Origin of the sequence: Pseudomonas paeninsulae (assembly GCF_035621475.1) — a bacterium.
In the GTDB taxonomy this organism is placed as follows: domain Bacteria; phylum Pseudomonadota; class Gammaproteobacteria; order Pseudomonadales; family Pseudomonadaceae; genus Aquipseudomonas; species Aquipseudomonas paeninsulae.
Map to the genome: position 1 here is coordinate 500705 of NZ_CP141799.1, position 11691 is coordinate 512395.

Here is an 11691-nt window from a genome sequence, read left to right on the forward strand (position 1 = left end):
CCCAGAACGCCTAAAGATCTTACCGATGGCCCGGATGCCGGCTGGCCGGCTCTACCTTGATTTTGGATGGCCTGAGATAAAGGATAGTTCGGAATCGGTAAGATCAAGTGGCAACGAACGATAACAGGATATTACTGCTCGTTAGGAACGGGCGGTAGTCCAGTGCTGGCGTGGCCTTGAGGGGCGAATAAATTTTTATTCGTCTGGCGTTTGCGCAATTTCGTCCGGGAAGGTCGCCCGCCACAATTCGAAGCCGCCATCCAGGCTGAACACCGCCGAGAAGCCCTGGCCTGCGAGGTAAGCGGCGGCACTCTGGCTGGAGTTGCCGTGGTAGCAGGAGACGATCAGCGGCAGGTCGAGATCGGCCCTGGCGATAAAATCATGCAGCGAATGATTGTCCAGGTGCTGCGCGCCTTTGATATGGCCGGCGGCAAAGCTCTGCGGATCGCGGATGTCGACCACTACGGCGCCTTGCTGGCGCAGAAGTTGGGCCTCGGACGGGGGGATACGTGTGAACTCGCTCATATCGGCACCTCACTGCAGTCACAGCGGTGGCGTTCGCCGCTGTCGATGTTCAATAGGGTCATGGCGCCACCCCAGACGCAACCGGTGTCCAGGGCGAACAGGCCGGGTGCCTCGCAGCGACCTTCGAGTGCGGCCCAGTGGCCGAAGATGATCTTCTGTCCGCGGGTCTTGCGCTGTTTGTGGCTGAACCAGGGCGCATAACCGGGCGGCGCGCTGCCGACGCCTTCCTTGCTTTTCAGATCCAGGGTGCCATCGGCCGTGCAGAAGCGCATGCGCGTGAAGTAGTTGGCGATCACTCGCAGGCGGGTCACGCCATGCAGGTCCTTGTCCCACTTGGCCGGCTCGTTGCCGTACATGCCATCGAGGAACAGTGGAAAACGCGCGTCGTCGAGCAGGGCTTCCTCAACCTCGGCCGCGCGCCTGAGGGCTTTCTGCAGCGACCACTGCGGCGGGATGCCGGCATGCACCAGGACGGTGTCGCGCTCGGCGTCATAATGCAGCAGCTTCTGGCGGCGCAGCCAGTCGAGCAAATCGGCGCGATCGGGTGCGTCGAGAATTTCCTGCAGGGTGTCGCTCTTCTTCAGCCGTTCGATATTGGACGCGACGGCCAGCAGGTGCAGGTCATGGTTGCCCAGCACGCAGGTCAGCGCATCACGCATCTGATAGATAAAGCGCAGGGTGGCGAGCGATTCCGGGCCGCGGTTGACCAAGTCGCCGACCAGCCATAGACGATCTTTAGCGGGATCGAATGCGACCCGCTGCAGCAGGCATTGCAGCGGTTTCAGGCAACCTTGCAGGTCGCCGACGGCATAGGTCGCCATCAGTGCAGCGAGCCTGGAACGGCCAGGCGGAACGGTGCGATAAGGGCGTCGAACTGCTTGCCGTCTTCGGCGAGCATCTGGTAACTGCCCTGCATGGTGCCGACGCGGGTGGCCATGACGGTGCCGCTGCTGTAGGTGTGGCTCTCGCCGACCGCGATCAGCGGTTGTTGGCCGACCACGCCGGCGCCACGCACCTCCTGTACGCCGCCGTCGCCATCGGTGATGACCCAGTGGCGCGACAGCAGTGTGGCCGGCAACTGACCCTGATTGGCGATGGTCACGTTATAGGCGAAAGCGAAGCGGTTCTGCTCCGGCTGCGACTGTTCCGGCAAGTAGCGGGTAACGACCTTGACGTCGACTTGGTAACGAGAATCTGACATGTACAAAACCTGCTTGATAGCTGCTGCGCTGGATAATGCTGCGTTGCAAATGGGCCGGGACTCAGGGTCTCGAAAGGCTCATTCACACCTCGTAAGCTCGTCTTGAGCATCCTTCGCAGTCGTTGCGAAGAGCCAGTTTAGCTGGCTCAAGCGGCGCTGGGTTGCTCGGCCAAGCGATCGGCCAGGCGCACGAAGGCCGCCAGGTCCAACTGCTCGGGACGCAGGCTGCCGTCTACTCCGGTCGCCTCGATTTCCTCTGCGCTCAACAGGGCCTTGAGCGTGTTGCGCAGGGTCTTGCGGCGCTGATTGAAGGCCTCGCGCACGACGTTCTCGAGCAGGCGGTGGTCCTTGGCCGGATGGGGCAGCACTTCATGCGGCACCAGGCGCACGATCGCCGAGTCGACCTTGGGCGGCGGATTGAATGCGCCGGGGCCGACATTGAACAGGTGCTCCACCCGGCAGTGGTACTGCACCATGATCGACAGCCGACCCCAGTCTTTGCCGCCGGGGCCTGCCGCCAGGCGCTCGACCACTTCCTTCTGCAGCATGAAGTGCATGTCGCGGATCAGTGCGGCGTTGTTCAGCAGGTGGAAGATCAGCGGGGTGGAGATGTTGTAAGGCAGGTTGCCGACCACGCGCAGGCTATGGGGGGCGGGGTTGAGGCTGCTGAAATCGAACTTCAGGGCGTCGCCCTGATGCAACTGGAAGCGCGGCTCGGCGGCAAACTTGGCATTGAGGATGGGGATCAGATCGCGATCCAGTTCAATCACGTCAAGTTGTGCGCCGCTGTCGAGCAGGCCTTCGGTGAGGGCGCCCTGGCCCGGACCGATTTCCAGCATGCGTTCGCCTTCACGAGCATGAATGGCGCGCAGGATGCGGTGGATGACTCCGGCATCGTGCAGGAAGTTCTGGCCGAAGCGCTTGCGCGCGCGATGTTGCGGATGTTCAGACATGGAGCAGCTCCAAGCCTCAAGCTGCAAGCGTCAAGCAAGCGCCCAAAGCAGCAAGGCAAAGGGGCGCAGCTTACCAGTTGCGGGCGCAGTCGGCATCCTGATTGGCTTGCCGCGGTCAGTCCTGGCTGGCCGCCATCTGATAGGCGGTTTCCAGGGCAACCTGCAGGCTGCCACTGTCGATCCTGCCGCTGCCCGCCAGGTCCAGTGCCGTGCCGTGGTCGACCGAGGTGCGGATGATCGGCAGGCCCAGGGTGATATTGACCGCGGCGCCGAAGCCCTTGAATTTGAGTACCGGCAGGCCCTGGTCGTGGTACATCGCCAGGACTGAATCGCAATGATCGAGGTGTTTGGGCGTGAACAGGGTGTCGGCCGGCAGCGGGCCGACCAGGTCAATGCCTTCGCCGCGCAGTAGCTCGAGAGTCGGTTCGATGATCTCGATTTCTTCGCGGCCAAGGTGGCCGCCCTCGCCGGCGTGCGGATTGAGGCCGCAGACCAGAATGCGTGGCCGGGGAATGCCGAATTTAGTGCGCAGGTCATGGTCGAGGATGCGTGCTACGCGAGCCAGGCGCTCGGCGGTGATAGCCGCGGCGACATCCTTGAGCGGCAGGTGGGTGGTCACCAGGGCCACGCGCAGGTCGTGGGTGGCAAGCATCATCACCACCTGTTCGGTGTGAGTCAGATCGGCGAGAAATTCGGTGTGTCCGGAGAAGGGTATACCGGCCTGGTTGATCACACCCTTATGCACGGGTGCGGTGATCATCCCGGCGAAATCCCCATCGACGCAGCCCTGGCCGGCGCGAGTCAGAGTTTCCAGCACATAGGCGGCATTGGCCGGGTTCAGTTGGCCGGGCAGTACGCTTTCTGTCAGCGGGGTGTCCCAGACAAACAGGCTGCCAGCCGGTGCGGGTGCGGTCGGCCAGTTACCGGGGCCGACCGCGATTAGCTGAATATCCAGGTTCAGGCAGTTGGCGCGCTCGGCGAGCAGGTCGCGGCTGGCGATGGCGACCAGTGCGTGGGGTTGTGCCTGACGAGCGAGCAACAGGCACAAGTCGGGGCCTATGCCCGCCGGTTCGCCAGGGGTCAGTGCAAAGAGATGTGGTGCAGTCATGGGCCGGCTCTCGGTTGTGCCAGTGGGGTGGGCATCGCGGCGGGCATGGGCGCTATGTTACGCCGCAGCTTGCTGCGGAACGAAAAAAGCCCGGCGCTGCGAGAAGCAGGCACCGGGCTTTGATCTGGTTCGTGTTGCCTACAGCTTGATTTCGACGTAAGCCTCGTCGCGGATCTGCCGCAACCAGGCTTGCAGTTCTTCGTCGTACTTGCGGTTGCGCAGCACAGTCAATGCCTGTTGCTCGCGGAACTGCGCGCTGCCATCGCTGGCGCGGCGGCCGACAACCTGCAATACATGCCAGCCGTAAGGGCTCTTGAACGGTTTTGACAGTTCACCGCTGGCGGTGTTGCTCATCACGTCGCGGAACTCGGGCACCAGCGCGCTGGGGTCGATCCAGTCGAGACTGCCGCCGTTGAGTGCCGAACCCGGGTCTTCCGAGAAGCTCTTCGCCAGTTCACTGAAGTCTTCGCCGGCCAGGAGGCGTTCATGCAGGCGTTCGACCAGGCGTTTGGTTTCTGCTTCGCTGCGAATCTCGCTGGGCTTGATGAGAATGTGCCGAACGTTGACTTCTTCGAGCACCTGGGTGCCGCCGCCACGTTTTTCCAGCAGTTTGAGCATGATGAAACCGCCGGGCGTGCGCATGGGCTCGGTGACGTCACCGACCGACATTGCGCCAATCATGGCGTCAAATGGCGGTGGCATTTGCGCCGCTTTGCGCCAGCCCATCTCGCCGCCTTCAAGGGCCGTCTCGCTGGCCGAGTGGGTCACTGCCATCTGGGCGAAGTCGGCGCCTTCGCGCAGTTGCTGGTGCAGTTCCTTTACCTGGCGCTCAGCTGCCTGAATGGCTTGCGGGGACGAACCGTCGGACAGTGGGATGAGGATGTTGGCCAGGCGAAACTCTTCCGACAGCTGCATTTTGCCGAGGTCGGACGCGAGGAAGTTCTGCACTTCCTGGTCGGTGACCTGGATGCGCTCGGCCACTCGGCGTTGACGCACGCGGCTGATGACCATTTCGCGGCGTACCTGGTCGCGGGCATCGGCATAGGACAGGCCGTCCTGCACGAGGGCGGCGCGGAACTGCTCGAGACTCATGCTGTTGCGCTGGGCAATGCTGGCCAGGGCCTGGTTGAGTTCTTCATCGGTAATGCGAATGCCGGAGCGGTCGCCAATCTGCAGCTGAATGTTCTCGATGATCAGGCGCTCGAGTACCTGCTGGCTGAGGACATCCTCGGGCGGCAGTGACGCGCCGCGCTTGGCGATGGTTTGCTGCACCTCGCGCACCCGCGCGACCAGCTGGCTCTGCATGACCACGTCACTGTCGACAATGGCTACGACACGGTTGAGGGGTTGTACCTCGGCTTGCGCCGCGGCACCCAGAAACAGTGCGCCCAACAGCAGCGGGCGCACGCAATCAGAAAGCTTGATCTTCACGTTCACGATAACCTTGAATGCCTTGATCGAGGAAAGTCTCAACCTTGTTGCCTGTCACACCGCCCAGGCCCTTGAGGACGATTTGCAGGAAGATGCCGCGATCCGGCTCATCATTCAGCGCTGGGTTCAGGCTGACTTCGTCATAGTCGATCCAGTAGCGATTGATCAGGCGTAGCTTCCAGCAGCAACTGTCGTACTCGAAACCGGCGAAGGCTTCGAGGGTGCGATCACGGCCGTAATCGTACTGCCAGCGGGAGATTGCGCTCCATTGCGGGACGATTGGCCAGATTACCGAGAAGTCATGCTGGCTGACTTTGTAGTAGTCCTTGATGAAGTTGGGATTCGGGCTGCCGTTGGCCAGTGTTGGCGTACCGAAGTCGCCGCCACCAACCACCCAGTTACCGCTGGTCTGGTCAAACCGTATGGTGTCGTTGCGGTAGCGATAACCGGCGTTGACCACCTTGTTCGGGTTGTCTTCCGGCTGGTAGTGGAACATCGCGCTGCCCGAACGGGTGCGGCGAGTATCCGGGTCCCAGTTGAAGTCCGACGAGAAGCGCCAGTCGCGGTTGAAGCGGTACAGGTACTCGAGGGCGTAAGGCGATTGCGACGCCTGTGCGTCTGAGCGCGTCTGGTAGTCGATGCCCGGCATCTGCACCTTGCGGTCTTCGAAGTAGAAGGCCTGGCCGATGCTGAAGCGTTGACGCTCGAAACCGTTGCTCTCGATCCAGCGGTTGGTCACGCCCAGCGAAAGCTTGTTCTCGTCGCCGATGCGGTCCTTGCCGGAGAAACGGTTTTCGCGGAACAGCGACGAATAGTTGAAGGTGCTTTCGCCCGTATCGAAGACCGGAATATCGGTCTGGTCTTCCTCGGGGACATAGAGGTAGAACAACCGTGGCTCCAGGGTCTGGCGGAAGGACTTGCCGAACCACTCGGTGTTGCGATCGAAGTACAGGCCGCTGTCGACGCTGTACATGGCGAGGCTACGGTTCTGGCTGCCGCCTGTGCTCTGTTGAGCTAAAAAACCGTCCGGATCGGTGATTTTGGCTTGGGCAATATCATTCTTGCCTTGTTGGTCGAGGCTTAGGTCATAGTTGGTCTGCAGAAACTTGACCTGCGGCTTGATGTAGCCCCAGCTCCAATCCAGCGGCAGGCTAACGGCCGGCTCCAGGTGCAGTCGAGTACCGTTGGCGCGGGCCAGGCCGCGTAGGTTAGCGTCGTACCAGGGTTGTTCGGCGACACCCGCTTCGTTGATGAAGCTGCCGGAGCGCAGATCCCGATCGAAGCGCACCAGTTCACTGCCGTAGCTGAAGTCCAGTCCGCCCGGATGGACGGGTAGGGCGCCATCCAGGGTGATCTGTGGCAGGCGGTTGTACGGGGTGATATCGGTGATATTGGCCAGTTCGTAGGCGTGCGCATTCAGTCGCGCGGTATAGCTGCCGCCACGATAGGTCAGGGTGCCGCGCTGGTTGACGAAACTGGTGGAGTCAATGCCGAGATCGGTGTCCAGGTCCTGGAAATAATAGGGATCGCTGATGTCGGTGTAGTCGACTTCAGCCAGCAGGCGCGAGTTGAGGCCGCCCTTGTGCTGCCAGCTGTAGAGCCAGCGCTGATCTTCGTAGTCCGACTGCAGTTTGCGGTCGTCATTGCTGTCGTTGAGGTAAGCCGCGCCGAACTGGCCTTCGCTGCTCTTGGTCAGGTAGCGTCCCTCGCCTTCCATGAGTAGACCGCGGTCACTCATGTAGGTCGGGTAGAGCGTGGCGTCGTAGTTCGGCGCCAGGTTGAAGTAGTAGGGCGTTTGCAGCGTCATGCCATTATCGCTGGAGCTGCTGATGCTCGGCGGCAGGAAGCCGGACTGACGACGGTCGTCGATCGGGAAATAGATGTAGGGTGTGTAGAAAACCGGGAAATTCTTCACCCGCAGGGTCACGTTGGTCGCCGTGCCGAAACCGGTGGCCGGGTTCAGGGTGACGTTGTTGCCCTTCAGGTGCCAGGTGTTGCTGCCTGGTTCACAGGTGGTGTAGGTGCCGTCTTTCAGGCGGATAACCGCGCTTTCTTCACGCTTGGCGTAGAGTGCGCTGCCGCGGACATGGCTTTTGTGCAGCACATACTCGGCGTTATCGACCTTGGCTTCGCCGTTGTCGAGTTGCAGTTCGGCGCGATCGCCGACGACCAGAATGCCCTGGTCGCGCAAGCGCACGTTGCCAATCAGCTCGCCGCGGTTCTCGGCCTGAAGCAGGTTGGCTTCGTCGGCCTCGACCTGCATGCCCGCCTGGCGCAGCACGACATCGCCGGCCAGGGTGGCAATCTGTTGTTCCTGCTCATAGCGCGAGGCTTTGGCGGAAATGAACAGTGGCGCTTCATTCATCGGCGTCTGGTCGTGCATCCCTGGCCGGCTCGGCTCGACATAGCCGCCCGCACAGTAGGGGCCGACTTCCGCCAGTTGCGCTTCGTTCAGGTTCTCGCGAGGCACCCAGTCGAGGTGACTGTAGTCGGCGCTGCGCGAAGCCAGGGCTTTGCCGCCGCTCTCGGTGACCAGGGTGGCGCCGGAGGCTCGACTTGCGTCAGAACTGTCCTTGCGCTGGGCCGTGGCCGTTGGCGAAATTTGCTGCGCGGGCCGCTCCGGCACGGCAGCGCTACTGGTTTTCGGGGCGCATGCCCAGCCTCCGGTAGCGGATGCCTGGCAGTCATACTGCTCGGCAGCGACAGCGAATTGGCTGGTCAGTGGCTGCAAGGCCAACAGGCCGCCAGTTACCAGAAGAGGGAATTTTTTGCGGAACCTAGGGTATTTTACTGCCATCTTATTTTCCGGGCTTCCTGCGCGCATTAGGCCCAGGGGCCGCACGCCTCTCGATGGGCTGAAAAAGATGCTGGATAATAAAGCATGACCCGCGCAACGGCTAGCGCCGTCGGAGACCCTTGTAATGCCTGATGAAGATATACGTCTGCAGCTCCTCAATTATTGGCTCGATCAGCAACTGCCGGTCTTGTTCGCCGCCCGCGGTTGGGGTGACGTGCCGCTTGGCACGCTGACCCCCGCCAGCAGTGACGCCAGTTTCCGCCGATATTTCCGCTGGCAGGGCGATGGCCGCAGCCTGATCCTGATGGATGCGCCGCCACCTCAGGAGGATTGCCGGCCCTTCGTCAAGGTCGCCGAGCGGCTGGCCGAGGCCGGGGTCAATGTGCCGCAGATCCTCGCGCAAGACCTGGAGCGCGGATTTCTCCTGCTCAGCGATCTGGGGCGGCAGACCTACCTGGAGGTGATCGATACCCAGAACGCCGATCAACTGTTCGACGATGCGCTGCAGGCCTTGTTGGCCTTCCAGCGCCTGCCGATGGATGCGCCGCTGCCCAGTTATGACGATGCCTTGCTGCGCCGCGAGCTGCAGCTATTTCCCGAGTGGTATGTGCAGCGTCATCTGGGCGTCGAGCTGAGCGAGGCGCAACAGGCCGCCTGGCAGCGTATCTGCGCGCTGCTGATCGACAGCGCCCTGGCGCAGCCCAAGGTCCTGGTACACCGCGATTACATGCCGCGCAATCTGATGTTCAGTACGCCGAACCCCGGGGTGCTGGATTTTCAGGATGCGGTCTACGGGCCGGTGACTTATGACGTTACCTGCCTGTTCAAGGATGCTTTTCTCAGTTGGCCCGAGGCGCGGGTGCGCGAATGGCTTGAGGGTTACTGGCAGCAGGCCAGGGCGGCGGGAATTGCGGTGCAGGCCGAACTGGACGAGTTTCTCCGCGCCAGCGACCTGATGGGCGTGCAGCGGCATCTCAAGGTGATCGGCATCTTCGCGCGGATTTGTCACCGTGATGGCAAGCCCCGGTACCTGGGCGATGTACCGCGTTTCTTCGCTTATATAGAGGCCGTGCTGGCGCGCCGTCCGGAGTTGGCCGAGCTGGCGGAGCTATTCGCCAGTCTGCCGCAGGCCGCGGCGGTGCCGGCATGAAGGCGATGATCCTGGCGGCCGGCAAGGGCGAACGCCTGCGCCCCTTGACCCTGCATACGCCCAAGCCGCTGGTGCAGGCCGCTGGCGTACCCTTGATCGAGTACCACGTGCGCGCTCTGGCTGCCGCTGGTTTCCGCGAGCTGGTGATCAACCACGCCTGGCTCGGTCAGCAGATCGAAGACTACCTCGGTGATGGTGCGCAGTTTGGCCTGAGCATCGTCTATTCGGCCGAAGGCGAACCGCTGGAAACCGGCGGCGGAATTTTTCGCGCGTTGCCGCTGCTGGGCGATCAGCCCTTCGTGCTGGTCAATGGCGACATCTTTACCGATTATCCCTTTGCCCAGCTGCGTCGACCCTTGTCGGGGCTGGCTCATCTGGTGCTGGTGGATAATCCGGCGCATCACCGCGCTGGCGATTTCGCCTTGTGCGCCGAGCGAGTCGGCGAGGCGCACGCCGATCAGCCGAGTTTGACCTACAGCGGTATCGCCGTGCTGGCCCCGGCATTGTTTGCCGGTTGCCAGCCAGGCGCATTCAAACTGGCTCCTCTGCTGCGCCGCGCCATGGAAGACGGGTTGGTTAGCGGCGAGCGCTTCGCCGGGCGCTGGGTCGATGTCGGCACCCATGAACGCTTGGCCGAAGTCGAGCGTTTGCTCGCCGTGGGGCGCTGAGATGCTCTGGCCGGCGACGCTGCTCGGTGCCGTTGGCGGCTTGGCCCTGGCCAGCATTCCCGGCGCCTTGCTCGGAGGGCTACTCGGCCAGGTCGTGGATCGGCGCTTGCGGTTGCACAGTTGGGCGGCGTTGCGCGAGCGGCTGGGCGGCAAGCCGTACCCGGGGGACGAGGCGTTGCTGTTTGTCCTGCTCGGTCGCCTGGCCAAGTGCGATGGCCGTGTGCTGCAGGCGCATATCCTCCAGGCGCGGGCCGAGATACAGCGCCTGGGCCTGGATGCTGCGGGCCAGCAGCGGGCGGTCGTGGCCTTCGCCCGTGGCAAGACCGGACGCGATGGCCTGCGCGCCCCCTTGCGCCGCCAGCGCGCACAGGCCGAAGCCTTGTTGCGGGCGTGCTGGCGCATGGCTTGGGTGGACGGTCGGCTCAGCCAGACCGAGCGCGAGTTGATTCTGCTGTGGGGCAAGTGGTTGGGCGTGTCGATGGCGACCCAGCAAGTGCTGAGCGCGGCCTATGCGCCGAAGCAAGCTTCGGTGGCGGGCGCGGGCGGGAGCTATCAGCAGGCGTTACGTCTGCTCGGGGTGACGGCCGATAGCGAGCCGGCGCAAATCAAACGCGCTTACCGGCGGCTGTTGAGTCGCAACCACCCGGACAAGCTGGCCGGCAGCGGCGTATCGCCTGAGCGGCTGCGCGAAGCCACGGAAAAGACCCGTGAACTGCACCAGGCCTACGGGTTGGTTCGTCAGCAGCGCGGTTTTCGCTAGCCGGCTGCTCAACCTGCCGGCAGTTGCAGCGTAAGCCAGCCATGCAGGCGGCGGTACAGCTGTTCCTGTTCGACCTCGGGGTTGCCCGGCAGGGCCTTGAGTGCGACCTGGGTATAGGCCGGGTGCTCCTGGCGTTTGCTGGCCTGGGCGCGTTTGCTGGCCGCGTTGCGCTCGACTTGGAGGTCCTTGTAATAGAAATCGCCAGTGGCCAGCTTGAGGCTGGCTTGCAGTTCGTCCAGTCCGGGGCTGGCATCGGCTGCCGGCTTGACGTCCACCAGCAGCAGGCCGCGCACGTCGGCGGGTTGCTCTTCGCTGAGATAGCGCAGGCTCCAGTAGCCGCCACTGCCATTGCCGAGCAGGACGATATGTTTAGCCTGCTGCTGGCGGGCCAGTTCCAGTGCCGCGGCGATGCGCTGCTTGATGCGTCGGGCGTGACGTTCGCCGGCGTCTTCCGGGGGCTGCTCAGCCTGGGTGCTCGGGTCGGGTTGCGCGGTGTCGGTGACTGGCAGCGACTCGTCAGCGTTAGCGTCGACCGGCGGCTCAGCGGACGCTGTGGCCGCGCTTGCGGCCTTGCTGGCGAGCGCTCGTGGTAGGTCGTCCTGCGGATCGGGCAGGCTCAGGGTCAGGCTGTGCCAGCCGGCATCCGGCAGCTTGCGGCGCAGCGGGCCAAGCACTTTGGGCCAGTCGGCGCTTTCGCCATCGCCCGCGACCAGCACCACTACGCCATGGGCCTCGGCTGCATTGGCCGGTAGCCACAGGGCCAGGAAGGACTCATCCCCTGCGTGCAGCAACTGCTGTTCCTGGTCCGGTAGCTGGCGGATCAGTGCGCGGGCGGCATCCGCACTGCGTTCGGCCTGTGGCGGGCGGCTCAGGTCGGCGGCGGGCGGCTCAGCAGCTACGCCCTGCTCGCCGCCGGCCTTGCCCATGCTGCTGGACTCTGCGGCCTGCAACGGTGAGCCGAGCGGCAGTGTCAGGCTCAGGCTCAAGGCGGCCAGCAGGGGGCGGATGGCGCGGGGCATGGACGGCTCCAGGGTGGCATGATGAGCGACTCAGCCTACTGCTTGTGCGGCGTTTTGTCAGTGTCATCCCTTGGCGAGC

At 63.3% G+C, this 11691-nt stretch carries 11 protein-coding genes; 3 read left to right on the forward strand and 8 right to left on the reverse strand.

What is annotated here, in order from left to right:
- Positions 1–195 precede the first annotated feature (195 nt).
- The 7 genes from glpE to VCJ09_RS02185 all read right to left on the reverse strand — a co-directional run bounded on the left by glpE (position 196) and on the right by VCJ09_RS02185 (position 8015).
- Complete coding sequence (glpE, locus tag VCJ09_RS02155) at positions 196–525, reverse strand: thiosulfate sulfurtransferase GlpE (protein WP_079204470.1); 330 nt, start codon at positions 523–525, stop codon at positions 196–198.
- Positions 522–1346, reverse strand: coding sequence for a symmetrical bis(5'-nucleosyl)-tetraphosphatase (locus VCJ09_RS02160; RefSeq protein WP_324732968.1), 825 nt, complete (start codon positions 1344–1346; stop codon positions 522–524). Before VCJ09_RS02160 ends, glpE begins: the two co-directional genes overlap by 4 nt.
- Positions 1346–1726, reverse strand: a complete 381-nt coding sequence (apaG, locus tag VCJ09_RS02165) for a Co2+/Mg2+ efflux protein ApaG (protein WP_079204472.1) — start codon at positions 1724–1726, stop codon at positions 1346–1348. Before apaG ends, VCJ09_RS02160 begins: the two co-directional genes overlap by 1 nt.
- Before the next feature lie 146 nt (positions 1727–1872).
- Positions 1873–2679, reverse strand: coding sequence for a 16S rRNA (adenine(1518)-N(6)/adenine(1519)-N(6))-dimethyltransferase RsmA (gene rsmA / locus VCJ09_RS02170; protein ID WP_324732969.1), 807 nt, complete (start codon positions 2677–2679; stop codon positions 1873–1875).
- Positions 2680–2794: 115 nt separating this feature from the next.
- Positions 2795–3787 carry a 4-hydroxythreonine-4-phosphate dehydrogenase PdxA gene (gene pdxA, locus VCJ09_RS02175; protein WP_324732970.1) on the reverse strand — a complete coding sequence of 331 codons (993 nt, stop codon included), beginning with the start codon at positions 3785–3787 and terminating at the stop codon, positions 2795–2797.
- A 138-nt stretch (positions 3788–3925) separates the two neighbouring features.
- The gene (locus tag VCJ09_RS02180; protein ID WP_324732971.1) at positions 3926–5224 is read right to left on the reverse strand and encodes a peptidylprolyl isomerase; all 1299 of its coding nucleotides are present in this window, start codon (positions 5222–5224) and stop codon (positions 3926–3928) included.
- Positions 5199–8015, reverse strand: a complete 2817-nt coding sequence (locus VCJ09_RS02185; RefSeq protein ID WP_324732972.1) for an LPS-assembly protein LptD — start codon at positions 8013–8015, stop codon at positions 5199–5201. Before VCJ09_RS02185 ends, VCJ09_RS02180 begins: the two co-directional genes overlap by 26 nt.
- 124 nt (positions 8016–8139) lie before the next feature.
- Between VCJ09_RS02185 and VCJ09_RS02190 the strand changes: the two genes are divergently transcribed.
- The 3 genes from VCJ09_RS02190 to VCJ09_RS02200 are packed head-to-tail and all read left to right on the forward strand — an operon-like array spanning position 8140 to position 10593.
- Positions 8140–9165 carry an aminoglycoside phosphotransferase family protein gene (locus VCJ09_RS02190; RefSeq protein ID WP_324732974.1) on the forward strand — a complete coding sequence of 342 codons (1026 nt, stop codon included), beginning with the start codon at positions 8140–8142 and terminating at the stop codon, positions 9163–9165.
- Positions 9162–9833, forward strand: coding sequence for an N-acetylmuramate alpha-1-phosphate uridylyltransferase MurU (gene murU / locus VCJ09_RS02195; protein WP_324732975.1), 672 nt, complete (start codon positions 9162–9164; stop codon positions 9831–9833). The genes VCJ09_RS02190 and murU overlap by 4 nt, the downstream gene beginning before the upstream one ends.
- Before the next feature lies 1 nt (position 9834).
- Complete coding sequence (locus VCJ09_RS02200; RefSeq protein WP_324734576.1) at positions 9835–10593, forward strand: TerB family tellurite resistance protein; 759 nt, start codon at positions 9835–9837, stop codon at positions 10591–10593.
- A gap of 8 nt (positions 10594–10601) precedes the next feature.
- On the opposite strand, the gene VCJ09_RS02205 is transcribed toward VCJ09_RS02200, so the two are convergent.
- The gene (locus VCJ09_RS02205; protein WP_324732976.1) at positions 10602–11612 is read right to left on the reverse strand and encodes an alpha/beta hydrolase family protein; all 1011 of its coding nucleotides are present in this window, start codon (positions 11610–11612) and stop codon (positions 10602–10604) included.
- Between the last annotated feature and the right edge of the window lie 79 nt (positions 11613–11691).